The 22,605-nt window shown below is 61.5% G+C and carries 27 protein-coding genes; 8 read left to right on the forward strand and 19 right to left on the reverse strand.

Annotated elements, in window-relative coordinates; all coding sequences use genetic code 11:
* Positions 1-190 precede the first annotated feature (190 nt).
* Positions 191-2,491: a Tex family protein gene (locus tag ACQKKX_RS19760; RefSeq protein ID WP_427573175.1), complete on the reverse strand. Its 2,301-nt coding sequence runs from the start codon at positions 2,489-2,491 to the stop codon at positions 191-193.
* A gap of 235 nt (positions 2,492-2,726) precedes the next feature.
* On the opposite strand from ACQKKX_RS19760, the gene ACQKKX_RS19765 reads away from it, so the two are divergent.
* The 4 genes from ACQKKX_RS19765 (at position 2,727) to ACQKKX_RS19780 (ending at position 7,272) form a co-directional block, all read left to right on the forward strand.
* Entirely contained in the window at positions 2,727-2,924 is a 198-nt protein-coding gene (locus tag ACQKKX_RS19765; RefSeq protein WP_427573177.1) for a hypothetical protein, read from the forward strand.
* Positions 2,925-3,097: 173 nt separating this feature from the next.
* Complete coding sequence (gene purD / locus ACQKKX_RS19770) at positions 3,098-4,369, forward strand: phosphoribosylamine--glycine ligase (RefSeq protein ID WP_427573179.1); 1,272 nt, start codon at positions 3,098-3,100, stop codon at positions 4,367-4,369.
* A 142-nt stretch (positions 4,370-4,511) separates the two neighbouring features.
* Positions 4,512-5,060 (forward strand): plant virulence effector HPE1-like domain-containing protein, encoded by a 549-nt coding sequence (locus ACQKKX_RS19775; protein WP_427573180.1) that lies wholly within the window; start codon positions 4,512-4,514, stop codon positions 5,058-5,060.
* Between the two features lie 373 nt (positions 5,061-5,433).
* Positions 5,434-7,272: a methyl-accepting chemotaxis protein gene (locus tag ACQKKX_RS19780; RefSeq protein WP_427573181.1), complete on the forward strand. Its 1,839-nt coding sequence runs from the start codon at positions 5,434-5,436 to the stop codon at positions 7,270-7,272.
* Positions 7,273-7,347: 75 nt separating this feature from the next.
* Here ACQKKX_RS19780 and ACQKKX_RS19785 read toward each other — a convergent pair whose 3' ends face one another.
* The 11 genes from ACQKKX_RS19785 to ACQKKX_RS19835 form a co-directional block, all read right to left on the reverse strand.
* The gene (locus tag ACQKKX_RS19785; protein ID WP_427573182.1) at positions 7,348-7,842 is read right to left on the reverse strand and encodes a DUF523 domain-containing protein; all 495 of its coding nucleotides are present in this window, start codon (positions 7,840-7,842) and stop codon (positions 7,348-7,350) included.
* A gap of 139 nt (positions 7,843-7,981) precedes the next feature.
* Positions 7,982-8,143, reverse strand: a complete 162-nt coding sequence (locus tag ACQKKX_RS19790) for a type II toxin-antitoxin system RelE/ParE family toxin (RefSeq protein WP_427573183.1) — start codon at positions 8,141-8,143, stop codon at positions 7,982-7,984.
* Positions 8,136-8,387: a type II toxin-antitoxin system ParD family antitoxin gene (locus tag ACQKKX_RS19795; RefSeq protein ID WP_427573185.1), complete on the reverse strand. Its 252-nt coding sequence runs from the start codon at positions 8,385-8,387 to the stop codon at positions 8,136-8,138. Before ACQKKX_RS19795 ends, ACQKKX_RS19790 begins: the two co-directional genes overlap by 8 nt.
* Positions 8,388-8,440: 53 nt before the next feature.
* Positions 8,441-8,755: a DNA-binding protein gene (locus ACQKKX_RS19800; RefSeq protein WP_427573187.1), complete on the reverse strand. Its 315-nt coding sequence runs from the start codon at positions 8,753-8,755 to the stop codon at positions 8,441-8,443.
* Between the two features lies 1 nt (position 8,756).
* Positions 8,757-9,077 (reverse strand): type II toxin-antitoxin system RelE/ParE family toxin, encoded by a 321-nt coding sequence (locus ACQKKX_RS19805; RefSeq protein WP_427573220.1) that lies wholly within the window; start codon positions 9,075-9,077, stop codon positions 8,757-8,759.
* Between the two features lie 187 nt (positions 9,078-9,264).
* On the reverse strand, positions 9,265-11,550 hold the full coding sequence (gene glyS / locus ACQKKX_RS19810; RefSeq protein WP_427573189.1) for a glycine--tRNA ligase subunit beta: 2,286 nt from the start codon (positions 11,548-11,550) through the stop codon (positions 9,265-9,267).
* 115 nt (positions 11,551-11,665) lie between these two features.
* Positions 11,666-11,962: a HigA family addiction module antitoxin gene (locus tag ACQKKX_RS19815; RefSeq protein ID WP_427573191.1), complete on the reverse strand. Its 297-nt coding sequence runs from the start codon at positions 11,960-11,962 to the stop codon at positions 11,666-11,668.
* Positions 11,963-11,974: 12 nt separating this feature from the next.
* A complete protein-coding gene (locus tag ACQKKX_RS19820; protein ID WP_427573193.1) occupies positions 11,975-12,256 on the reverse strand; it encodes a type II toxin-antitoxin system RelE/ParE family toxin in 282 nt (93 codons plus the stop codon).
* Between the two features lie 51 nt (positions 12,257-12,307).
* Complete coding sequence (locus ACQKKX_RS19825; protein WP_427573194.1) at positions 12,308-14,260, reverse strand: DUF2207 domain-containing protein; 1,953 nt, start codon at positions 14,258-14,260, stop codon at positions 12,308-12,310.
* 25 nt (positions 14,261-14,285) lie between these two features.
* Entirely contained in the window at positions 14,286-15,539 is a 1,254-nt protein-coding gene (locus tag ACQKKX_RS19830; protein WP_427573196.1) for a 3-phosphoshikimate 1-carboxyvinyltransferase, read from the reverse strand.
* Between the two features lie 135 nt (positions 15,540-15,674).
* A complete protein-coding gene (locus tag ACQKKX_RS19835) occupies positions 15,675-16,226 on the reverse strand; it encodes a LemA family protein (protein ID WP_427573197.1) in 552 nt (183 codons plus the stop codon).
* A 145-nt stretch (positions 16,227-16,371) separates the two neighbouring features.
* Here ACQKKX_RS19835 and ACQKKX_RS19840 point away from each other — a divergent pair, with 145 nt between their 5' ends.
* The gene (locus ACQKKX_RS19840) at positions 16,372-16,569 is read left to right on the forward strand and encodes a DNA-binding protein (RefSeq protein WP_427573198.1); all 198 of its coding nucleotides are present in this window, start codon (positions 16,372-16,374) and stop codon (positions 16,567-16,569) included.
* Positions 16,570-16,734: 165 nt separating this feature from the next.
* On the opposite strand, the gene ACQKKX_RS19845 is transcribed toward ACQKKX_RS19840, so the two are convergent.
* The 3 genes from ACQKKX_RS19845 to ACQKKX_RS19855 form a co-directional block, all read right to left on the reverse strand.
* Positions 16,735-17,691 (reverse strand): glycine--tRNA ligase subunit alpha, encoded by a 957-nt coding sequence (locus tag ACQKKX_RS19845; protein WP_427573221.1) that lies wholly within the window; start codon positions 17,689-17,691, stop codon positions 16,735-16,737.
* Positions 17,692-17,772: 81 nt separating this feature from the next.
* Positions 17,773-18,192: a PIN domain-containing protein gene (locus tag ACQKKX_RS19850; RefSeq protein ID WP_427573199.1), complete on the reverse strand. Its 420-nt coding sequence runs from the start codon at positions 18,190-18,192 to the stop codon at positions 17,773-17,775.
* Complete coding sequence (locus tag ACQKKX_RS19855; RefSeq protein ID WP_427573200.1) at positions 18,192-18,422, reverse strand: AbrB/MazE/SpoVT family DNA-binding domain-containing protein; 231 nt, start codon at positions 18,420-18,422, stop codon at positions 18,192-18,194. The genes ACQKKX_RS19850 and ACQKKX_RS19855 overlap by 1 nt, the downstream gene beginning before the upstream one ends.
* Before the next feature lie 114 nt (positions 18,423-18,536).
* On the opposite strand from ACQKKX_RS19855, the gene ACQKKX_RS19860 reads away from it, so the two are divergent.
* Both ACQKKX_RS19860 and ACQKKX_RS19865 read left to right on the forward strand, forming a co-directional pair.
* Entirely contained in the window at positions 18,537-18,842 is a 306-nt protein-coding gene (locus ACQKKX_RS19860; RefSeq protein WP_427573201.1) for a hypothetical protein, read from the forward strand.
* Entirely contained in the window at positions 18,839-19,153 is a 315-nt protein-coding gene (locus ACQKKX_RS19865) for a type II toxin-antitoxin system RelE/ParE family toxin (protein WP_427573203.1), read from the forward strand. Before ACQKKX_RS19860 ends, ACQKKX_RS19865 begins: the two co-directional genes overlap by 4 nt.
* Before the next feature lie 9 nt (positions 19,154-19,162).
* Here the strand turns inward: ACQKKX_RS19865 and ACQKKX_RS19870 are convergent, their stop codons facing one another.
* From ACQKKX_RS19870 to ACQKKX_RS19885, 4 genes are all read right to left on the reverse strand, one after another.
* On the reverse strand, positions 19,163-19,357 hold the full coding sequence (locus ACQKKX_RS19870; RefSeq protein ID WP_427573204.1) for a hypothetical protein: 195 nt from the start codon (positions 19,355-19,357) through the stop codon (positions 19,163-19,165).
* 27 nt (positions 19,358-19,384) lie between these two features.
* Positions 19,385-20,248 (reverse strand): S49 family peptidase, encoded by an 864-nt coding sequence (locus ACQKKX_RS19875; protein WP_427573205.1) that lies wholly within the window; start codon positions 20,246-20,248, stop codon positions 19,385-19,387.
* 89 nt (positions 20,249-20,337) lie between these two features.
* The gene (locus tag ACQKKX_RS19880) at positions 20,338-21,186 is read right to left on the reverse strand and encodes a tRNA1(Val) (adenine(37)-N6)-methyltransferase (RefSeq protein WP_427573206.1); all 849 of its coding nucleotides are present in this window, start codon (positions 21,184-21,186) and stop codon (positions 20,338-20,340) included.
* Positions 21,183-21,413 (reverse strand): DUF2007 domain-containing protein, encoded by a 231-nt coding sequence (locus ACQKKX_RS19885; protein WP_427573208.1) that lies wholly within the window; start codon positions 21,411-21,413, stop codon positions 21,183-21,185. Before ACQKKX_RS19885 ends, ACQKKX_RS19880 begins: the two co-directional genes overlap by 4 nt.
* Positions 21,414-21,515: 102 nt before the next feature.
* On the opposite strand from ACQKKX_RS19885, the gene ACQKKX_RS19890 reads away from it, so the two are divergent.
* The gene (locus ACQKKX_RS19890; protein WP_427573209.1) at positions 21,516-22,532 is read left to right on the forward strand and encodes a polyprenyl synthetase family protein; all 1,017 of its coding nucleotides are present in this window, start codon (positions 21,516-21,518) and stop codon (positions 22,530-22,532) included.
* Positions 22,533-22,605: the final 73 nt, after the last annotated feature.

Below are 22,605 nucleotides of genomic sequence, written 5' to 3' on the forward strand. Positions count from 1 at the left end.
TTGCGAGGAAGGCTGACGGCATTCGATTAGCCAGTTTGCTGACAAACCTTTCGATCACCGCTTTCATCATCCCAGGCCTTGTCGCCAGGATCCAAACACGCGGGCCAATGAAGCGCAGCAGATCCTCGGGACAAGCCCGAGGATTCCGGCGGTGGGTTTTTCGACAACAGTCTGTCCGGACCGCCTTCGGTCAGCGCTTCTTCATGGCTTCGGCCAAGGCCGCACCGAAAGCGCCCTGGCTTTGCGGCTTTTCCGTCTTCATGAATTTCTGGTGGGCCGGTTTGCCGCGATCGCCACCCGGGCCACGTGGCGGCGGCGTATCGCCGCCATCCTTGCGCATGGTGAGCGCGATGCGCTTGCGCTTCACATCCACCTCGACGACGCGCACCTTCACCACATCACCGGCCTTCACCACTTCATGCGGATCTTTGACGAACTTGTCGGCCAGCTGCGAGACGTGGACGAGACCGTCCTGATGCACGCCGATATCCACGAACGCGCCGAAGGCGGCGACGTTGGTGACGGTGCCTTCCAGTGACATGCCGATCTTCAGGTCGGTGATCTCGTCGATGCCTTCGGCGAAGGTCGCGGTCTTGAAGCTCGGGCGCGGGTCGCGGCCCGGCTTTTCCAGCTCGGCAATGATGTCCTTGACGGTCGGCAGACCGAACTGTTCGTCGATGAACTGGCGCGGATCGACGGCTTTCAACGCCGCACTGTCGCCCATCAGCGAACGCAGGTCACGGCCGCAGGCTGCAACGATCTTCTTTGCCACGCCATAGGCTTCCGGGTGGACGGAAGACGCATCGAGCGGCTCCGTGCCGTTGGGAATGCGCAGGAAGCCAGCGGCCTGTTCGAACGTGCGGTTACCGAGGCGCGCGACCTTCAACAGGTCCTTGCGGCTGGCAAAGGCGCCATTGGCATCGCGGTGGGAAACGATGGCTTCAGCGATGGATTTGCTCAGGCCCGACACGCGGGCGAGAAGCGGGGCAGACGCCATGTTGACATCGACGCCGACCGCATTCACCGCATCCTCGACCACGGCATCGAGCGAGCGGGCGAGCTTGCCCTGATCGACATCGTGCTGGTACTGGCCGACGCCGATCGCCTTCGGTTCGATCTTGACGAGTTCGGCCAGCGGATCCTGCAGGCGGCGCGCGATGGAAACGGCGCCACGCAGCGACACGTCGAGGCCCGGGAATTCGGCAGCGGCCGCTTCCGAGGCCGAATAGACCGAAGCCCCGGCTTCCGAAACGATGACCTTGGTGGGCTTTGCGCCCGGCAGGTTGGAAAGCAGGTCTGCCACCAGCTTTTCCGTTTCGCGGCTGCCGGTTCCATTGCCGATCGAGATCAGCTCGACATTGTGCCTGCGGATGAGCGCCGCGAGTTCCGTTTGCGCGCCGCGCACATCGTTGCGCGGCTGGAACGGATAGACCGTGCAAGTATCGACGAGCTTGCCGGTGGCATCGACCACAGCCACCTTGACGCCGGTGCGGATGCCCGGATCGAGGCCCATGGTCGCGCGTGCGCCCGCAGGCGCTGCCAGCAGCAGATCCTTGAGGTTGCGCGCAAAAACGTGGATCGCTTCTTCCTCGGCCCGCTCACGCATTTCGCGCATCAGGTCGAGAGACAGCGACATGGACAGCTTGACCCGCCATGTCCAGCCGGCGACCTCCATCAGCCAGCGGTCGGCAGCCCCCTTGTCGGCAATGTTGAAGGCCAGGGCGATGATGCGCTGGGCAGGTTTGACCGGCGACGTATCGTCGGCATCGACCTCGATGGTCAGCGTCAGAAACTCCTCGTTCCAGCCGCGCAGCATGGCCAATGCACGATGTCCCGGCGCGGTGGCCCAGCGTTCGGTATGATCGAAATAATCGGCGAACTTGGCGCCTGCCTCCTGCTTGCCGTCCACCACCCGCGCCTTCAGCTGCGCACCGTCGCGCATGTGGTTGCGCAGGCGCTTCAAGAGGTCGGCATTTTCCGAGATGGTTTCGGCGACGATGTCGCGGGCGCCTTCCAGCGCCATTTTGATGTCGGTGACTTCACCGGTGACGTAAGCTTCCGCAAGCCTCGCCGGATCGGCAGAGCGGTCAGCCCAGATCGCTTCGGCCAGCGGCCCGAGGCCCCGCTCGCGGGCGATTTCGGCGCGGGTGCGACGCTTGGGCTTGTAGGGCAGGTAAAGGTCTTCCAGTTCCGCCTTGGTGACGGCCTTTGCCAGCTTGACCGCCAGTTCGTCCGTCATTTTGCCTTGCGTATTGATGCTGTCGACAATCGAGGCGCGCCGGGTTTCCAGTTCGCGGAGGTAGACGAGGCGTTCGGCGAGATTGCGCAACTGCGTATCATCGAGGCCGCCGGTCACTTCCTTGCGGTAACGTGCAATGAAGGGCACCGTCGCGCCCTCGTCCAGAAGCCCGATCGCGGCAACGGCCTGATCCGGGCGGGCGTTGATTTCGGCGGCAATGGTGACGGCAAGGGAACGGATATCGGCGGCCATGAGGGTCTCACATCGAAGGGAGCGGCGACCATAGTCAAACTTTGTGGCATGGCAACGCATGCCGCCGGCTCACGCGGAGAGCTCCACAGATTTGCCAAGCTGCTCCGATCCGGGACATCCCGTTACCGAATCCTAACCATTCCCGAAGCCATGCAAAATGACTGGTTCTCAGATTGGGGCAGCTTCCTATACTTCCTCCCTGTCGCATGATGCGACGCGACAAGTGGAGATGTTCATGCCAAAGAAGGTTGCCAGGATACTTGCAGCCGACGATGCCGTCGGCACTGAGGAACTGGAGGCAGTAATCCATTACCTCAACAATAAGTTGCACTTAGCAGAAATCAACAACGAACCCGTTCCTTTCCTCACTTTTCGAAACCGACGGATTTTCGAAACGACGCTGAAGATAAGGACCGACGCGTTTGCCCCATGACGACACCGCTCCGGCCGTCCGCGGCCGGGGATTTCGGGGGGCGAAACCTGAGGGTAACATGGCGGGATGACCGCGATCGGTTAACTGGCTCTTGACCTTTTCCGCCCCCCGAATTAACCGCCCCTTAGCTACATTTCTGGGCTACATTTCTGGCGTGATGAACGAGGCGGCATATGAAAGTTCTTCTGATCGGCTCGGGCGGTCGCGAACATGCGCTGGCCTGGAAACTGGCCCAGTCGCCCCGTCTGACCAAACTTTTCGTCGCACCCGGCAATCCCGGCATGGCCGATAGCGCCACGCTGGTCGATATCGCCGTCGACGACCACGCCGCGATCCTGGATTTCTGCAAGAGCAAGGCGATCGAATTCGTCGTCATCGGCCCGGAAGGCCCGCTGGTCGGCGGCCTGAGCGATCTCCTGCGAGCGGAGAAATTCACGGTTTTCGGCCCCTCCATGGCGGCGGCCCAGCTCGAAGGCTCCAAGGGTTTCACCAAGGATATCTGCGCCCGCTACGGCATTCCGACCGGCGCCTACAAGCGTTTCAGCAATGCCGACGACGCCAAGGCCTATGTCATCGAACAGGGGGCGCCGATCGTCGTCAAGGCCGACGGGCTTGCCGCCGGCAAGGGCGTGACCGTGGCGATGACGCTGGAAGAGGCGCTGGCGGCGATTACCGACTGTTTCGACGGCGCATTCGGTACGGCCGGAGCGGAAGTGGTGGTGGAAGCCTATCTAGACGGCGAGGAAGCGAGCTTCTTCTGCCTGTCCGACGGCAAGACCGCGCTGGCGCTCGCCACCGCGCAGGACCACAAGCGCGTCGGCGATGGCGATACCGGCCCCAATACCGGCGGCATGGGCGCCTATTCGCCGGCCCCGGTGATGACGCCGGAAATGGTGGAACGCACCATGAAGGAGATCATCGAGCCGACCATTCGCGGCATGGCCGACAGCGGCTATCCGTTCACCGGCGTCTTCTTCGCCGGGCTGATGATTACCAACAAGGGCCCGGAACTGATCGAATACAATGTGCGCTTCGGCGACCCGGAAACCCAGGTCCTGATGATGCGGCTGAAGAGCGATCTGCTCGACCTTCTCTATGCGGCCTCGACCGGCACGCTTGACGAGGTGCGCGCCGAATGGAGCGACGACGTGGCGCTGACCGTGGTGATGGCATCCAAGGGCTATCCCGGCGCGTATGCGAAAAACACGCCGATTGCCGCCCTGCCGCATACGGTCGATGGCGAACGGGTCTTTCACGCCGGCACGGCGCTGAAGGACGGCGAACTGGTGGCCACGGGCGGCCGTGTGCTGAACGTGACGGCGACCGGCAATACCGTGGCGCAAGCGCAGACGCGTGCCTATGCGCTGATCGAAGGGGTTGAGTGGGAAAATGGCTTTTGCCGCCGCGACATCGGCTGGCGGGCGGTGGCGCGCAGCCAGGGGTGAGACGCCGGTTTCTGTCCCAGGACGGCATTCGCTCAAAATTTACCAATTCTCGTGACCGGATGGCAAGGAAGCCGGGGTTAGGCTGCGCGCAAGCAAAATTGCGCCGGCCGCTGACATGCGGCCTCCAACTCGGAGTCTCGTCATGCGCCATCTCGTTCTGACCGCAGCGATCGCCGTGATCGCAAGCCCGGCTCTGGCGTCGTCCATCACCCGGCTGGAGAGCGGCGGCAGCACGAAAAGCGTCGTCACCATCACCTGCACGACCTGTGAGGCGGTGGCGGAGAAGGAACCGGAAGGTCCGGGCGTCTACCACGTGCCGACGCTCGGCCCCGACATCCAGACGACCGAAATCCGTGATATCGGCGGCCAGCAGAAGCTGGTGCGCACCGAATGCTGGTGGGGCGGCTCGCCGGTCACGTTCGTCAGCAAAATGCCGGAATGGCTGACGACGGAGGCGCAAAAGGCGGATGCGACACAGCCGGTACGCAGTGGCCCGGTCAACACGGCACGCATTCTGCCGCCCGTCGCGCCCGATGGCGTCGACGCCGATGCTACCACGGCCGCGGTCGGCGCGCCCGATGCCAACCAGAACGATGCCAACCAGGAGGGGGCCGGCCAGAACCGCGAGGCTGCCGACAAGGCTTCGGGCAACCCGCAGGATTTCGACGGCTTCCGCCTGCGCCAGCCGTAACGAAGCCACTTCCGCGACATCTCGACAAAGCTTTCTGGAAAGGCGCTGCGGACCGTGGCGCCTTCTTCACGTCAGCAGCGCCTTTGCCTCGGTGCGATGCAGACTTGCTTTTTCCTCGCAATAGATCGGGCGGCAAGACTGGCGCGCTCAAGGTCACACTCACCACAGAACGTCGATGCGCAAGAATCGCTTCTGATTGCTCAAGTCATGATCCCGTCTCGATTCCGACCCGTATTTATAATTAAAGTTTTATTCAACTCCCTCATGTAAAGCAGGATTGTGCGATGCAGCACATTCATGCGCAGGATGCGCTTTTTCCCACGAACCGCATCACCGACGGCTGCGCCAGCGCGCACCGCCTCTTGAGGACTTCATGAAGAACCTGAAAATTTCCCGTCAGCTGGTGCTGTTGGTACTGACCCTGATGATCGGGTTTGCGATCGGCACCTTTTTCATCCTTCAGGCCTCGACCCAGGCCATCTATGCCGAGCGCTATGCCATGCTGCGCACGCAGGTGGAATCAGGCCTCGGCATCATGAAATCCTTCCAGGCCCGTGAGGCCAAGGGCGAGATGAGCCGCGAGGAAGCCCAGAAACAGGCTTTTGCCGCGATCGCCGCCATGACCTTCCAGCCAGACGGCTATCTTTACGCCTATGACTACGACATCACCATGCGGCTACACCCGGATCCGAAACGCCTGGGCCAGAACTTCAAGGGCAAGCCCGACGTCACCGGCTTCATGTATCGCGACGAACTGGTGAAGATCGGCCGCAATGGCGGCGGCACGGCGGACTTCCTTGGGCCGAAGCCGGGCCACGAAGGCGACGGCTTCCGCAAGAGTTCCTATGCGCTGTCCTTCGAACCCTGGCAGCTGGTTCTGGTCACCGGCGTCTATGTCGACGATCTGGAAGCGCAGATCCGCGCCGACACCTACAAGGCGATCGGCATCGGCGCCGCCATCTTCGTGCTCGGTTCGCTTCTCGCCTTCGTCGTCATCCGCAACATTTCCCGGCCGCTCGGCGATATCCGTGCGGCACTCAATGCGGTGGCGGACGAGAATGTCGATCTGGCGATCCCGCATACCGGCATGAAGAACGAACTGGGCCTGATGGCCCGCGCCACCCAGGCGCTGCAGCAGAAGGTGCGCGAGCGCCATGCGATGGAAGAACGCCAGCAGCGCAGCCAGAAAGAACTGGACGGTGAACGCCAGCTGAACCTCGACAACCAGCGTTCGGAAGCCGAGCTGCAGGCCCGCGTCGTGTCCACCATCGGCACCTCGCTGGCGGCACTGGCGCAGGGCGACCTGACGGTCCGCTGCGGCGATCTCGGCGCGCGCTATGCCGACCTGCGTACCAATTTCAACGAGGCGCTTTCGCATCTCGAGGCCGCCATGGCGCGGGTCAACGCCAAGGGCCTCGACATCGGCGGCTCCAAGGAGGAAATCCGCCGCGCTTCCAACGAGCTCTCGCAGCGCACCGAGCGGCAGGCGGCCAACCTCGAGGAAACCTCGGCAGCGCTCGACGAACTGGCCGTCGCCGTTCGCCAGACCGCATCGGGCGCCAAGGAAGCCTCGCAGCGCGTCACCTCGGTCAGCAATGAAGCGACCCGCAGCGATACAGTCGTCGCCCAGGCGATCGACGCGATGAGCGGCATCGAGCAGTCGTCCGACGAGATCACCAAGATCATTTCCGTGATCGACGAGATCGCCTTCCAGACCAACCTTCTGGCGCTGAACGCCGGTGTGGAAGCCGCACGCGCCGGCGAAAGCGGCAAGGGCTTTGCCGTCGTCGCACAGGAAGTGCGCGAACTGGCCCAGCGTTCGGCCGCCGCCGCCAAGGAGATCAAGGACCAGATTTCCCGTTCTTCCGGCCAGGTGCAGAACGGCGTTCGCCTTGTCGGCGAAGCCGGCGAGGCACTCAAGCGGATTTCCGACCAGGTCAAGGCGGCAAGCGACGAAGTCAGCAAGATCGCCCATTCGGCGGCCGAGCAGGACACGACGCTGCGCTCGATCACATCCTCGCTCAACCAGCTGGATGCGGCGACCCAGCGCAATGCCGCCATGGCCGAAGAAACCACGGCATCGGCGGAAACGCTGGCGGCCGATACCGACGAGCTGCTGGGTCTGATCCGCGGCTTCAAGGTGGGCAACACCGGTGCAAGTGCCAGTGCAGGCCTGCACCACATGGCCGGGCAGATGCGCCGGGCAAGCTAGACTTTTTACGAGCTACGCGGGGGACGCGGGGTGGGAAAGCCGTCAGTGCCGAAAGGTGCTGGCGGTTTTCTCGTTTCAGGCACCGAGCGCTGCGCCCAGTGCCTCGATCTGGCGGTCGGAATAGACGGTGATACCGGCCCGCGCCATCAGTGCAGCGGTGACGCCATTGCCGGCGAGTTTTCTACCCGCAAACGAACCGTCATAGATGAAGCCGGAACCGCAGGATGGGCTGCCGTCGATCAGAAGCGCGTGGGTGCAACCTTGTGCCTTTGCGAAAGCGACGGCCTTTTCCGCTCCCGCAATAAATTCGGCCGTGACATCGCCACCGGTGATTTCCATCACCCTTGCGCGGCCAGCCAGCACATCCTCGCCGGTCAAACCGTTTTCGATTTCCGCCGGCGGCCGCGGCACCGGCATGCCGGCCGCCATTTCCGGGCAGATCGTCACCACCCTGCCCTCTCGCCTCCAGCGCTCCAGCAGCGGATGCGCAAGCGGCTTTCCCTTGCCGTCATAACGGACGGCATGACCAAGAAGGCAGGCGCTGACGAGGATTCTTTTTGGGCTGGTCATTTCCGGTCGTCGAGATGGCGGAGGGCATCGCTCTTTTCGTCGAGAAGACAGATGATTTCAACCGAGCCATCCGCATTGATCGCATAGAATATGAGATGTGTGCCTGCACGACGACGGCGATGGCTCGCCTTGATGCCCCTCACCGCTTGTCCGACAAGGGTTGTTCGCCGATCTGGCCAATGATGTTGAGGATTTGCCTCAGATAGATCTCGGCCTGTACAACAGACCATTGCTCGCGCGAGTAATAGCCGATATCGATGAAATCCCTTTCCGCGCGCGGACTGAGATGAACATCAAACACGCTTCCTCCAGGACTCGCGCACGGAAGCCATCAGCGCCTCCGGGTCAAACGGAATGGGTTCGCCACTCTGCTCGCCCTCAAGCAGCGCCTCACGCAGCTTTGTATATTTGGCCTGTTCGACCTGCAGCAACCGCAGCCCGGCTTCGACAACAGCTTCGGGCGTCTCGAAACCACCATGCTCCATTTCGCCTCGTACGAAACTGGCAAGCGGTCCACTGACTGTCACTGGCACGGGTTTGTCCATGACGGCTCCGGGGTAAGATGGAGGCGGCAGATTAGCACGGGCCAGAGGCCCTGTCAGGCTGCGGCGACGGTCAGTTGCACGCCGGAACTCTGCTGAAGCTGGCGTATGACGGCAAAGAGGTTGTCGGCGCGCGGATTGCCCTTGGGGCCGAACATGCGCATCAGACTTTTCGCAGGCATCCCAACATCCTGAGCCAGAGCTTCGAATCCGATTGTCGCATTGATAAAATCGCGCAGTACGCTCTTGCCGGTCTCGACATCTCCCTCAAGCAGAACAGCAACAGCATCGGACAGCAAGGCAGCACGAAAAGCCGGATCGCTATCCAGTCGCGCCTTTACCGTTTGTTTGAACTCTCGGGTCAATGCCATGTCAGCGTCCTTTCCGGGATTTATAATCCCGCCAATAGGTCTGGGCTGCGCCGATATCATCCTGCTGCCGCTGCTTGGTTCCACCGATCAAAAGAATGACAAGCTGGTCGCCATCGCGGCCGAAATAGATCCGATAGCCCGGTCCGTAATCGATGCGATATTCGAAAACCCCTGCGCCAACCGATTTCACATTGGAAAGATCGCCCTTTCCCATGCGAGCCACAGCGATGGTCACTTTCGAGGCAGCGTGAACATCGATCCGTTCGAACCAGCGTCCGAACGGACTTTTACCGTTATCATCCAGATACTCGGCAATCTTCATGGCACGGTGGTAGCACTTACGCCACCATTGTCCAGAGGATTCAGCGATCCTTGCAGCCTCCACCGTCATGCTCGCCCCCGGGTTTAACCCGAGGGTGTCCCGAGCATCTGCTGCGGTTCGTAACTTAGACGTGGTTAGATCCTCGGCTCAAGGCCGAGGATGACGTTGAGATAACGGAACGACCGCGTTACCCCGAAATCTTGGAGAAATCCGCAACCGTGCCGGTCGCCTCGCGGATGGCCTTCAGCAGAGCCAGACGGTTGGCGCGGATGGCAGCGTCCTCGTCATTGACCAGAACGTCCTCGAAGAACTTGTCGACCGGTGCACGCAGTTTTGACAGTGCTTCCATGGCGGCGATGAAGTCTTCCTTCGCAACCGCGTCCGAGGCTTCCTTCGAGGCCGCGGTGATGGCAGCCCAGAGTGCCTTCTCGGCATCGAGTTTCAACAGCGCATCCGATACGCCGGCGGCGACGACGGTGCCCTTCTTTTCTTCCGCGGCGAGCAGCTGGGTGGCGCGCTTGGTGCCGGCCAGCAGGTTCTTGCCGTCTTCCGAGCTCACGAACGCGGTCAAGGCTTCGGCGCGGCGCGCAACCAGCAGAAGATCGTCGGTTTCGGGCGTCAGTACGGCATCGATGATGTCGTGACGGGCGCCCATATCGCGCAGATAAACTTTCAGGCGGTCGTGGAAGAAGGAGAGGAGATCGGCAACCACATCCGCCGACCCATCGACAACCGGAAAAGTCTCGTTGATGTAACTGTTGTCCTCGACCGCACGCAGGGTTTTTGAACCGGCATGCGAAGGGGAAACGGCCGGCGTGCTCGCGCCCGTGGGCAGGGCTGCAGCCAGGACTGTGGACAGCGGCAACCGAACCTTCCGCTCCAGAATGATGCGCACCACACCGAGCGCCGCACGGCGCAGGGCATACGGATCCTTCGAGCCGGTCGGCTTTTCGTCGATCGCCCAGAAACCGGTCAACGTGTCGAGCTTGTCGGCCAGCGCCACCGTCAGGCCGACCTTGTCTTCCGGCAGGCGGTCGGAGGGGCCATTCGGCTTCCAGTGGTCTTCGATCGCCGCTGCAACGGAGGCATCCTCCCCCTGCAGCAGCGCATAACGGCGGCCCATCAGGCCCTGAAGCTCGGGAAATTCGCCGACGGCTTCGGTGCGCAGGTCGGCTTTTGCCAGCACCACCGCGCGATCGACCAGAGCCGCATCGGCGCCGGTGATCGGGGCGAGCTGCCTGGCCAGTTCGCGGATACGGGCAACACGTTCACCCTGGCTGCCGAGCTTGGCGTGGAAGGTGACATTCAAGGCATCGAGTTTTGCCATGCGCTGGTCGAGCGGCTTTTTGAGGTCGAGATCGAATTTTGCCGCAGACGCCTTCAAGGTTTCCAAGTCCGGCAGGTCGCCCTGGTCGCGGGTCCAAAAGTGTTTGGCGTCGGACAGGCGGGCGCGCACGACCTTGCCATTGCCGTGCATGATTTCCTTGCCGCCATCCTTGGCTTCGATATTGGAAATCAGGATGAAGCGGTTCGAAAGGCCTTCTTCGGCACCCTGCGGGCGCGTCACAAAACATTTCTGGTTGGTCTTGATGGTCAGGCGGATGATTTCCGCCGGGATTGCCAGGTAATCCTCTTCGAACGTGCCCATCAGCACATGCGGCCACTCGACGAGGCCGGACACTTCCTCCAGCAGGCCTTCGTCCTCGACCAGATCCAGGCCGTTGGCGAAAGCGATGTCGCGGGCGTCGTGCAGGATCATGTCCTTGCGACGGTCGGCGTCGAGCATGACCTTGGCCTTTTCCAGGCTCGAGACGTAATCGTCAAAGCGACGAACCGTGATAGCCTCGGGCGCGTGAAAACGGTGGCCGTAGGTGACATTGGAAGCCACGATACCGTCGATCTCGAACGGGATGACCTGGGTCTCGTCATGTTCGGGGCCGAACAGGCAGACGATGGATTGCAGCGGACGCACCCAGCGCAGGCTTTCCGAGCCCTTGCCGTCGATGCCGCCATAGACCATGCCCTTGGGCATGGAGGCGAAACCGGAGCGCATCGACTTCGGCCATGGAAAATTGCGGATGATGCCGGGCATCACGTCGGCAATGACCTCTTCCGCCGCACGGCCGGGCTTTGACACCACGGCGACGTAAAAATCGCCCTTCTTCGGATCGGACACGACCTGCGCTTCGGAAATGTCCGAAAGGCCCGCCTTGCGCAGGAAACCGGCGACCGCCTGTTCCGGTGCCTTGGTGGATGGGCCCTTGATCTCTTCGCGCTGATCGGCAGAACGGGCGGTGAGGCCACGGACATCCAGCACCAGGCGGCGCGGCGTCCAGTATTCGCGCGCACCCTCATAGGTCAGGCCCGCATCCACCAGCGCGTCGGTCACGAGCTTTCTCAGATCTCCCGCCGCCTTGCGCTGCATGCGGGCGGGGATTTCCTCGGAGCGAAGTTCAAGCAGGAGATCGGGCATGGTGATGTCTTTGCGAATGAAAACAGTGTGGCGGGCTTAGCAAGCCGGGGGAGAAAAGTCACCACTCCGATTAGGGAAAGACGCGTGTTGCGGCAGTGAATGCGGAGCGGTTTCGTTAAGCCGCATCGATGACCGGGATCGCCGCCAGTTCGTCGCGCTTTTCCACCTCGGCAATCTTCAGATCATAGCTGACCTGCAGGTTCATCCAGAATTGCGGCGTGGTTTCGAAAAAACGTGCAAGACGAAGCGCCGTATCGATCGTGACCGGAGACTGCTCGGCGACCAGTCTTTCGATACGGGTGCGAGGCACCCGCAGCTTGCGGGCGAGCGCACCGGCGCTCAGACCCAATTCGTCGAGATATTCCGATCTCAAAATTTCACCGGGATGAACCGGAGGCAGCAGGCTTTTCATCACAATGGCCTTTCAATGGTAATCGACGATTTCGACATTGTCCGCACCGGCCTGCGTCCACAGAAAGCAGACCCGCCACTGGTCATTGATACGGATCGAATGCTGCCCCTTGCGGTCGCCTTTCAAAGCTTCCAGACGATTGCCCGGCGGCGATCGCAAGTCCCACAATTCCACCGCGTTCTCGATCATCGTCAGCTTGACCACGGCCCGTCGTGCCAGATCAGCCGGAAACCCTTTCGGCACACGACCTTTGGCAATCTCCTGCGTCATTGCATTTGCGTAGGACCGGATCATCTTTCCCACCCGCAAGATGTATCATGCGGCGATACATCATTCAATCCGCATCTACCAGCCGCCACCACCGCCGCCGCCGCCGCCACCCCCGGAGAAACCACCGCCGCCTGAAAAACCGCCGCCCCCGCCCGAACTTACCTTGGGTGCCGGGATGGTGGAGGAGATGGTCGAGGCCATGGAAGAGGAGAAGTCGCTGATGCGTCCGGAAAAATCGCCCATCGAGCCGCCATGATACCAGCCGGGGCTGTAGGCTGCGGCCGCACCTGCAGCGGCACCGGCGCTTGCTGCCGCAAGCCAACGTTCGAAAGCTTGGCTCCACGGCTTTTCCACGCCGAGCGCCACCGCATATGGCAGCAGTTTTTCGAAATGCTGCGGCGACATGGTCGGGGCGCCAGCCATGTTCATGCGGTCCCGTTCGGCAACCGTGAGATAGAGGCGCAGGCCCTCGATGCCATCGCTCAGCTTTTGCCCGAGCGGCGTCGGCGCCCCCATCAGGAAGAAGAACACGAGATTGATCAGGGCGATGGCGGCGATCGCTACCGGCCCGCCGATATCGCCGCCATGCAGAAGGTCATCGAGCAGGGGCAGGACGCCGGATCCGAGGATGGTGACGAGAATGCTGAAGCTGACGACGGCAAGAACAAGGATGGACAGAATGCGCTGGTGCAATGCAGCCCCGCGCCGCAGACCTCTGCCAAGGGCCGCGACGAAAACATCGGCAATGAAGGCGGCAAACAGCAGCGGCAGACCGACCGTTGCGAAGGTTTCTCCCGAAAAACCGCCGAACAGGAAGAGCGGCACCAGAACCAGGACGCTGAGCGCGATGCCGGCCAGAACATGACCCATATTGGTCAGGTAATATTTGCCGCGATGTTCCTTCTCTATGGCGCCGCGGAACCGCATGCCAAGGCGCTCGATTTCGGGACCGTTGGCCTTGCTGATGGTCAACTCTTCGCCCGCACCGCCGACCGCGGCCAGAAGGATTTTCTGGCCGGAGGGCAGATCGGCGGGTGCGGCTTTTTGCGTGCGGCGCACGATGATGTCGCTCGAAAAATCGTCAAGTTCCACATAACCGCCGACCGCAAGATGCAGCAGCGTGGCAGAAAAAGCGGTCCAGCCGGCGCCGGAAAAACCCTTGTTCTCGATGTAATGGACCAGCGCCGGCGACAGGTTTTCCGGCGCATCCCAGCGCGGCACGACGACGCCCTTTTGCGGATCGCGGCCGACCGCATTCCATGCCCACCAGTAATAGAAACTGACAAGGGCAACGGCGAGGCCGCCGATCAGCCAGCCGGCATTGTCGCGCACGAACAGCCAGAATTTTTCCGAAGCCGTGGGCTCGGGGATGACGCCCTTGGGCATGCCCACCAGCACGGTCAGGTTCTCGCCCGCCGCAAACGGACGCGTCGTTTCGAAAAAGGCGGTACTGCCATCCACCCGGACGCGGGCATCCTTGCCCTCTGCGCCATAGCCGCCGGTGAAATAATCGGTGTCGGCAGGCGCAGTCGACCCGGGCAGGCGCACCATGGCCGACATCTTTCGGATCGGGAACTGCCAGCCGGTGCCGTTGACGTTCCAGTAGACCTCGTCCTGATCGTCGTAACGCAGGATCCAGCGGTCGGTGCGATAACGGATCGTGTAGGTATGGGCGCCCCGCGACAGGCGGGTGTTTTCATTGCCGGCATAGATACGGATGCCGCCGGAAATGTTTTCCGTATGCCAGGCTTCGGTGCGACCGTCGCGGGCAACGGAGAGCAGCTCAAAACCGGCGGTGATCAACCGGCCCGACTGGGTGCGCGTGCGCAAGGGGAAATCGCGAAAGATGCCGCGGCGGATATTGATGCCTTCGGCATTGACGCGAATGGTTTCGGTCACCGTGAAGGCGCCATCCGGCTCCACCACGACATCGGAATGGTAGGAGAGGATTTCTTCTCGCGCCCATGCGGAAAACGGCAGGGCCAGGATGAGGAGAAGAGCAAGACAAAAGCCGGAAATCCGTCGCATCGACACTCTTCTCCTGTTTACGGTCTCATTCCTCGATGGCAACGCCGAGCGAGGACAGGACATCCCAGTAGTGCGGGAAGGTTTTGCCCACGCAATCGGGATCCAGAATGGTGATGCCGCCGATCTTCAGCCCTGCCAGCGCAAAGCTCATGGCGATGCGGTGATCGGCAAAAGTATCGATCGAAGCCGGCAGTGTCTGGCCGGAAAGCGCCGGATCGGAAGCGACGATGAGGTCGTCCCCCTCTTCGGTAGCGAGACCTTCGCGGATATTGTTCAACCCAATAGAGACGGCGCGAATGCGGTCGCATTCCTTCACACGCAGGTTGGCGATACCGACGAAACGCACCGGCGTTTCGTTGAAGGCGGCGAGAACCGCGATGGTGGGCACGGCATCCTGCATCTGCGAACCGTCGATTTCGGCCGGAAGATTGGGGAACTGGCGAATGACGTCGAACGCCTTTGCGTCCGGCTGTGTAAAATCCTCGTTGGCGACGCCAAGATCGATCTTGCCCTTCGTGAGCACTTCGGCGGCCCAGAGATAGGTGGCGGCCGACGCATCCGGCTCGACGACAAAATCGGTGGCGGTGTAGCCGGTCGGCTCGATCACCCAGGAAGACGGCGTGGGCTGCGAGACTTTTGCGCCAAAGGCACGCATGGCCGCCAGCGTCAGGTCGATATAGCCGCGCGCGCCGATATCGGCACCGGCAAGTTCGATGGTGAAGGCTTCCGAACCGCAGGCGGCGGCCATCTGCAGCGCGGAGACATACTGGCTGGACAGGCCGGCATCGATGACGACCCTGTTGCTGGCGAATGTGCCATTGGCGTCGATGGTGACAGGCGGGCAGCCGGTGGGCGCTTCGATGGCAACGCCCAGCGATTTCAGCGCCTCGACCAGCGGCTTGATGGGGCGTTTGCGCATGTGCTCGTCGCCATCGACCACATAACGACCATGGCCGAGCGCAAGGGCTGCAGTTAGGAACCGCGTGGCGGTGCCGGCATTGCCGAGAAAGAGCGGATCGGCCGGGGCCTTCAGCTCGCCATTGCCGGTGACGACAAAGGTGGTCGCGTCCGGTTCTTCCACCTTCACGCCCATGGCACGCAGCGCTTCAGCCATATAGCGCGTGTCGTCGCTTTTCAGCGCGCCCGTCAGCCGGCTGGTGCCCTTGGCAAGACCGGCGAGCAGCAGCGCGCGATTGGTGATCGACTTCGAGCCGGGCGGTACGGCACGCCCGGACAGCGGCGCCGGATGGGGAACGATGGTCAGCTTTTCCTTGGGCATTGTTTTCGTATCTCTCAACCCGGCACGCGCAAGCCTTGGCCGGGTTTTCAGGCCAGAATATCGTGTGGCAGCGTCATAGACCGTCGCTGCCAAAAGGGGAAGCGGCGGCAAGCAGCAGCGATCGGAACGCGGCGCCTAGAACTTGACGGATGGAACGGCGCGATCGGCCTCGTTGGCGATCTCGAAAAACGGCTTTTTGGCAAAACCGAACTGGCCGGCCACGAGATTGGACGGAAAGCTCTCGACCTTGACGTTCAGGTCACGCGCCGCGCCATTGTAATAACGCCGCGACATCTGGATTTCGCTTTCCAGCGTTTCCAGCGAGGATTGCAGTTCGAGAAAATTCTGGTTGGCCTTGAGGTCCGGATAGGCTTCGGCGAGCGCAAACAGTTTTCCGAGCGCCTGGGAGAGCATGCCCTCGGCCACCGCCCTGCCCTCGACATCACCCGCAGGCACGGCCTGCGCCTGGTTGCGCAGCCGCACAACCTCCTCGAACGTCCCCTTTTCGTGGGCGGCATAACCTTTGACGGTTTCGATGAGATTGGGAATCAGATCGGCGCGGCGCTTCAACTGCACATCAATGCCGGACCACGCCTCCTCGGCCATCTGCCGGGATTTGACAAGGCCGTTATAGAGCATGACGAGGTAGAGCGCTGCGACAACGACGATGCCGAGAATGATATACATGCGGAGTACCCCCTGTTTCCGTGGATATATCTAACGCAATCCGCGGTTTATTGAAGAGTGCACAGGCTGAAACGTTGGCCGGGCGGGACTTTGTGGCGATTGGTATCCAATTGGATACATTTCGCGAAAATTGGAGACCCTTCTCATGATCGCTACAAGTCGCTTCGAGATCGCCGACTATCTCGACAGTCCGGAAGATATGCTGGAATATCTAGAGATGGCGATGGAGGATGAAAACCCGGATGTATTTATCGCCACACTCGGCCATGCGGCCAAGGCATGGCAGAAATGGGAGAAGAAAAACAGGCCCCAGCCGCGGACTGACAGAGATCCCATCCGATGACTTCGTCATCCTCGGCCTTGTGCCGAGGATCTAACCACATCAATGACATCTGGCAGCAGCAGATCCTCGGGTCAGGCCCGAGGATGACGACGGCGAGGCTTGCGCCCCTCGTCAAGGATGACGACAGAGGGATTTGCAGCCCTAGTCAGCAAGCCAAACGCAGCATCAGGCCGCCTTCTCACCCAGGTTCGCACCACCGGCATCCGTCAGCAGAAACGCTTCGCCGCAAGCCTTCGCCAACGTGCGTACGCGCAGAATGTAGCTCTGGCGTTCGGTGACCGAGATCACGCCGCGGGCATCGAGCAGGTTGAAGACGTGCGATGCCTTGATGCACTGGTCGTATGCCGGGAAGACGCATTTGTGCAGCATCTGGTTGCTGTTATCGCCAGGTGCGCCGGCTTCGAGCAAGGCCAGGCATTCCTTTTCCGCATCGATGAAATGGCGATGCAGCATGTCCGTATTGGCGAATTCGAAATTGTGGCGGGAATATTCCTGCTCGGCCTGCAGAAACACGTCGCCGTAGGAAATCTTCTCTTCGCCTTCGCGGCCGTTGAAGTTGAGGTCGTAGACGTTGTCGACGCCCTGAACATACATGGCGAGACGTTCCAGACCATAGGTCAGCTCGCCTGCCACCGGCGAGCATTCGATGCCACAGACCTGCTGGAAGTAGGTGAACTGCGAGACTTCCATGCCGTCGCACCAGCATTCCCAGCCGAGACCCCAGGCTCCCAGGGTTGGGCTTTCCCAGTCGTCCTCAACGAAACGCACATCATGCAGAAGCGGATCGAGGCCGATCGCCTTGAGCGAGCCGAGATAGAGTTCCTGCAGGTTGGACGGGTTCGGCTTCAGGATGACCTGATACTGGTAATAATGCTGCAACCGGTTGGGGTTTTCACCATAACGGCCATCCGACGGGCGGCGCGACGGCTGCACATAGGCGGCCTTCCACGGCTTTGGACCGAGCGCGCGCAAAGTGGTGGCCGGGTGGAACGTGCCGGCGCCGACTTCCATGTCGTAAGGCTGCAAAACCGCGCAACCCTTGTCGGCCCAATAGTTATGGAGCGTCAGGATCAGCGCCTGAAAGGAGCGCTTGGGGTCCATGTGGTCGGGCAGATCGGTCATCTTCAGATCGGTCATGGGCATATGGCATCATTTGATTGAGGATGCGGACGAGTGCCATGCAAGGCGGTGAGGGTCAAGGTTTTATGAGAAGGGAGGTTCACGGAAGGGGTTTTGGATGGTGAGTTTGGTATCGATGACGAGGCCGTGGTGGAGGTCTTCGGAATAATAGTTCGTGCACCCTGCCTTCAGTGCTGCCGCCAACATAACCGCATCGTAAAATGCCAAATTGTAATGCCGAACCAGCCTCAACGCCGTTCTCGTCATATCCGGCTCAACGGCCACGACAGTCTCAGCAGTTTCCGCGATATCCTCGACAATTCGACTGATCTGGTCCCACATCAAGCCGAGCTTGCGCCGACCGACATTGGCAAACTCGTTGAGAGCCTGAGTGCTGATGACGAATGGTTCGTTCATCAACCTTTGCGCCACCACGGCCTTGGCACCACTCGTCGTGGAATAAACCAGAATATTGGTATCAAGGAAGTTCGAAATCGCCGGCATCAGCGGGCATTGGCCTCTTCGCGATCAAATTTCCAATCGGAGGGCAGTTCCAGCCTCAACGCCTTGATGCGTTCGAGCGCCTGGTTTTTTACCTTCTGCCGCGCGCCCTCCGGCGACGGGTTATTGGCGACAGCAACAGTCACCTCGTCACCCTCCTTCAGATCGAGCGATCTGGCGACGTCATCAGGGATTTGAACGGCAAGCGCATCATTCCATCGGGTTACGCGCATGGGATTTCTCCAAACAGCATATCGACCAATATATCACCAGCGGCGGCAGCACGAAAGATTGCTGTAAAACCGCTGCCACACAGGCTATTCTTTGCTGACCCTGGAGCCACCGCCATGAATGCAAAAAACACTATCACCCTTTCGGAGCGTTATATGCGCTATGCCGAACAGCAAGTCGAAGACGGACAGTTTCCCTCCGTGGAAAAGGTCGTCGAGGCCGGGCTGGATGAGTTGATGCGGGCCGGTGACGGGATGCCCCGGGAGCATCATGATGCCGTGACGGCGATGGCCGATGAAATCAACCGGCGGCTGGATGGGCCCGAGGATCAGTGGATCCCTTGGGACGGACACAGCATGGCCGAGCGCATCAAGGCCAAACTCGACGCGAAATACGGGGAAAATAAAAAGGTTTCGCGGTGAGTTACACGATCATCCGGCATCCGAGCGTCGAAGACGATCTGCTGGAGATCACGGACTATATCGCGTCTTATGCGGGTCTTGCCGTAGGCAGAAACAAAGTTGACGAGATCGTCGCCTTCATCGACAGCCTCGCCGATTACCCGAAGATCGGCTCGTTACGCAACGAAATCAGCGCAGGCTTGAGGGCCATACCCGCAGCGGGCAAGGCCACGGTCTGCTTCAAAGTCGATGACGAACGAAAAAGGGTCGTGATTGTCTGCATCTCCTACGCCGGATCCGACTGGACATCCCGCGTCAAGGACCGCAGCTAAGCTTCCGCCCTACTCATCGTCCTCGCGCCTCACCCGGTATTCCCCTGTCGCCGGGTCCTTTTCCAGCGTGCCCATGGCGCCAGTCTGGCGTTCCCGTTCGGCCTTCTTCGACCGCGCGGTGAGCCGCTCCGCGTCGCCGACGAATTTCCGGTAGATCATCCAGCCGCCCACCACGAGGATAGCCAAAAATATGATTTGCGCCATGGTCCCCTCAGACGTCTCTCATGATTGTCAGAGCCCGTAACGGCTCCACATCGCCTTGTCTTCCAGCGTCGCCGCCAGTCCCGATGCCGCGCCGGCCGCAAGCTCGGTCGCACCCGACTGCGAAACCACGCCCGGCACGCGACGGCCGAACAGGTTGCGGCCGCCACCGATCAGTTCCAGCTTGGCATCCGGGCCGTAGCGACGCTTCAGCGTTTCGCGCATCTCGCCGACGCCGTCAACAAGACCGAGGTCGACGCCGCGAAGGCCGGTCCAGAACAGGCCGGAAAAGATCGTGTCTTCATCCGCCAGCCGCTCGCCGCGGCGCATCTTCACCATGTCGATGAAAACCTTGTGGATCTCCAGCTGCAGCGTCTTCAAGTATTCGATATCGCCTTCCTTTTCCGGCTGGAAGGGATCGAGAATGACCTTGTTTTCGCCGGCCGTGTAGACGCGGCGCTCGACGCCGATCTTCTTGAGCATTTCCGGGAAACCGAACCCACCGGATACGACGCCGATCGAACCGACGATCGAGGTCGGATCGACAAAAATCTCGTCGCCGGCGAGCGCGATCATGTAGCCGCCCGAGGCTGCAACATCCTCGACGAAAACCAGCACGCGCTTGTCCTTTTCCTCCGCCAGCGTGCGGATGCGCTGGAAGATCAGCCGCGACTGCACCGGCGAGCCGCCTGGCGAATTGATGGAAATGGCAACGACGGGCGCGTTCTTCTTCGAAAACGCCTTTTCCAGAAGCGGCGCGACGGTGGCGATGTTGAGAACCGGCCGGAACTGGCTGCCACCTGCCATGATCGTGCCGTGCAGTCGCACGACGGGAATGGAAACGCCCTTCTTGCGCAGGCGCTTCGGCAGCAGGCGTGTCAGAAATCCGGCCATTTCAAATCCTTCCAAATCGAGCAGCTGTTCATGTAGGGATTTGAACGAGGAGCGCAATCACTGCGTTCCATGGTCTGGTCATGTATCTGTCAAATTGCCGTCATACGCCCCTGACGCGGCATGCGCCGCGGATAGGCGCTGCGACCATTGTTGAGATCGTCGGCTGCCTTCAGGAACGCGTGCCCCTCTTCCCCATGCAGGATGAGCGGGGCGCGAAACGCGAGCCGGGCCCGCGATCCCTTGATGGCGGTGACCAGAATGCGGGTCGCGTCGGCATCCGGGCGCGGGTGGACAAGCGTCATCTCGATGCCGCCGAACCGCTTGCCGCAGGCCGCAATGATGTCCGTGACGGATTCCGGCCGCGCGATCAGCGACAACTGCCCGCCGGGAACCATGATGGCGCCGGCCGTGCGGATCCAGGCCTCGAACAGGCCATCGGTCATCGCATGCGCTTCCGCCTTCAACCGGTCGGGCGTGGTACGGTCGCCGGCATTGTTGAAGGGCGGGTTCATGATCACGTGCTGAAAGCTGTCGTCGGCCAGCCCCGCCGCTACCCGCGCGCGGCCGGCCAGCGTCACGTCGGCCTCGACGACGCCGATACGGCCCACCAGATGTGCATTTTGCGCAAGGGCGATGCTGCGGCGAGCATAATCGGCCATCAGCGACGAACGCTCGACGAGAACCACCCGTGCGCCGGGCAGTCGCGAGGCAACCGCCATGCCGGCGGCCCCTGCCCCTGCCCCGAGATCGGCCACCGTGATCGGTCCGTCGGCCGCGACCAGGGCGGCAAGCAGCATGGCATCGACGCCGGAACGGTGGCCACCGCCCTTCGGCTGCAGCACATGGAAGCCGCCGCGGTGGAAGGCGTCGAGGGTTTCCGTTGCCACTTCGCGCTGGTCGAGGCCGGTTGTCTGGGAACCGGCTGTATCGCGGCTCACTGTTTTTCGTCCCGCAATTCGTGTTCCAGGCCGGCATCCACCAGGATGCGGCGCGCCCTGTCGGCGTCTTCCTGCGCCACCAGCAGGCGTTTCGGCAAGAGACCGAGCGAGCCTTCCAGCACGCTCATCGACTGATCGGCGATCATGCAGGCGATATCGGCGTCCTTCATCAGGCTTTCCGCAAAGGACAGAAGCACGACATCGTTGGTGCGGATCAGTTCTTTCATCACATTTCCCTCAAAATCGCGCATACGGGCGCTTTTGCCCCTTGCCCGGTCAGCCGCCCCTTTCTATGGTCCCCGGCAAAATTTGAACAGGAGTACGCATTCTTGGGCGTCGTCATTCCGCTCGAAGAGAGCAAGAACAAACAGGCTTCGGTCAAGCCCCTCGTCGATCTGACCAAGGGCGACATGGAGCGTGTCAACCAGTTGATCCTGTCTAAAGCCGGCTCCGACGTCCAGATGATTCCGGAAGTGGCCAACCACCTCATCTCGTCGGGCGGCAAGCGCCTGCGGCCCATGCTCACCCTCGCCTCCGCCGCCATGTTCGGTTACGAGGGCGAAGGTCACATCAAGCTCGCGACCTCCGTCGAATTCATGCATACGGCGACCCTTCTGCATGACGACGTGGTCGACGAAAGCGACCTGCGCCGCGGCAAGTCCACCGCCCGCACCATCTGGGGCAACCAGGCGAGCGTTCTGGTCGGCGATTTCCTGCTCGGCCAGGCCTTCAAGATGATGGTCGAGGTCGGCTCCATGGACGCGCTCGACGTACTCGCCACCGCCGCCGCCGTGATCGCCGAAGGCGAGGTGCTGCAGCTGTCCGTCGCCAAGAACATGGAAACCACCGAGGACGATTATCTCTCGGTCATCCGCGCCAAGACGGCGGCACTGTTTGCGGCGGCCGCCGAAGTGGGCCCGATCATCGCCGCCACCGACAAGGCGTCCCGCAGCGCGCTGCGCTCCTATGGCATGAATCTCGGTCTCGCCTTCCAGCTGGTCGACGATGCGCTCGATTACGGCGGCAACGCCGCCGAACTCGGCAAGAATGTCGGCGACGATTTCCGCGAGGGCAAGATCACGCTTCCGGTCATTCTCTCCTATCGCCGCGGCACGACCGAGGAGCGCGCCTTCTGGCGCCAGGCGATCGAAAACGGCGAGAGCACCGAGGAAAATCTCGAAAAGGCCTTTGCCCTGATCGGCAAATACAACGGTCTGAAGGACACGATTGCGCGAGCGAAGCACTATGGCACGATCGCCCGTGACGCGCTCGCGCCCTTGCCGCAATCCGCTTACAAATCAGCGCTTCTGGAGGTCATCGACTTCTGCATCGAGCGCGTGAACTGAGGCCGGCCGGCCCGTTTCGAGACGAGCGCAGGGCCCGCGACATTCTTGCGGACCTGCTTCAAAAAAGCCATTC

This window comes from Neorhizobium sp. NPDC001467, from assembly GCF_050275975.1.
Taxonomy (GTDB): domain Bacteria; phylum Pseudomonadota; class Alphaproteobacteria; order Rhizobiales; family Rhizobiaceae; genus Neorhizobium.

Coding starts and splice junctions, on each gene's coding strand:
- ACQKKX_RS19760 (WP_427573175.1), bottom strand. CDS start 2,491: ATGGCCGCCGATATCCGTTCCCTTGCCGTCACCATTGCCGCCGAAATC.
- ACQKKX_RS19765 (WP_427573177.1), top strand. CDS start 2,727: ATGCCAAAGAAGGTTGCCAGGATACTTGCAGCCGACGATGCCGTCGGC.
- purD (WP_427573179.1), top strand. CDS start 3,098: ATGAAAGTTCTTCTGATCGGCTCGGGCGGTCGCGAACATGCGCTGGCC.
- ACQKKX_RS19775 (WP_427573180.1), top strand. CDS start 4,512: ATGCGCCATCTCGTTCTGACCGCAGCGATCGCCGTGATCGCAAGCCCG.
- ACQKKX_RS19780 (WP_427573181.1), top strand. CDS start 5,434: ATGAAGAACCTGAAAATTTCCCGTCAGCTGGTGCTGTTGGTACTGACC.
- ACQKKX_RS19785 (WP_427573182.1), bottom strand. CDS start 7,842: ATGACCAGCCCAAAAAGAATCCTCGTCAGCGCCTGCCTTCTTGGTCAT.
- ACQKKX_RS19795 (WP_427573185.1), bottom strand. CDS start 8,387: ATGGACAAACCCGTGCCAGTGACAGTCAGTGGACCGCTTGCCAGTTTC.
- ACQKKX_RS19800 (WP_427573187.1), bottom strand. CDS start 8,755: ATGGCATTGACCCGAGAGTTCAAACAAACGGTAAAGGCGCGACTGGAT.
- ACQKKX_RS19805 (WP_427573220.1), bottom strand. CDS start 9,077: ATGAAGATTGCCGAGTATCTGGATGATAACGGTAAAAGTCCGTTCGGA.
- glyS (WP_427573189.1), bottom strand. CDS start 11,550: ATGCCCGATCTCCTGCTTGAACTTCGCTCCGAGGAAATCCCCGCCCGC.
- ACQKKX_RS19815 (WP_427573191.1), bottom strand. CDS start 11,962: ATGAAAAGCCTGCTGCCTCCGGTTCATCCCGGTGAAATTTTGAGATCG.
- ACQKKX_RS19820 (WP_427573193.1), bottom strand. CDS start 12,256: ATGATCCGGTCCTACGCAAATGCAATGACGCAGGAGATTGCCAAAGGT.
- ACQKKX_RS19825 (WP_427573194.1), bottom strand. CDS start 14,260: ATGCGACGGATTTCCGGCTTTTGTCTTGCTCTTCTCCTCATCCTGGCC.
- ACQKKX_RS19830 (WP_427573196.1), bottom strand. CDS start 15,539: ATGCCCAAGGAAAAGCTGACCATCGTTCCCCATCCGGCGCCGCTGTCC.
- ACQKKX_RS19835 (WP_427573197.1), bottom strand. CDS start 16,226: ATGTATATCATTCTCGGCATCGTCGTTGTCGCAGCGCTCTACCTCGTC.
- ACQKKX_RS19840 (WP_427573198.1), top strand. CDS start 16,372: ATGATCGCTACAAGTCGCTTCGAGATCGCCGACTATCTCGACAGTCCG.
- ACQKKX_RS19845 (WP_427573221.1), bottom strand. CDS start 17,691: ATGACCGATCTGCCCGACCACATGGACCCCAAGCGCTCCTTTCAGGCG.
- ACQKKX_RS19850 (WP_427573199.1), bottom strand. CDS start 18,192: ATGCCGGCGATTTCGAACTTCCTTGATACCAATATTCTGGTTTATTCC.
- ACQKKX_RS19855 (WP_427573200.1), bottom strand. CDS start 18,422: ATGCGCGTAACCCGATGGAATGATGCGCTTGCCGTTCAAATCCCTGAT.
- ACQKKX_RS19860 (WP_427573201.1), top strand. CDS start 18,537: ATGAATGCAAAAAACACTATCACCCTTTCGGAGCGTTATATGCGCTAT.
- ACQKKX_RS19870 (WP_427573204.1), bottom strand. CDS start 19,357: ATGGCGCAAATCATATTTTTGGCTATCCTCGTGGTGGGCGGCTGGATG.
- ACQKKX_RS19875 (WP_427573205.1), bottom strand. CDS start 20,248: ATGGCCGGATTTCTGACACGCCTGCTGCCGAAGCGCCTGCGCAAGAAG.
- ACQKKX_RS19885 (WP_427573208.1), bottom strand. CDS start 21,413: ATGAAAGAACTGATCCGCACCAACGATGTCGTGCTTCTGTCCTTTGCG.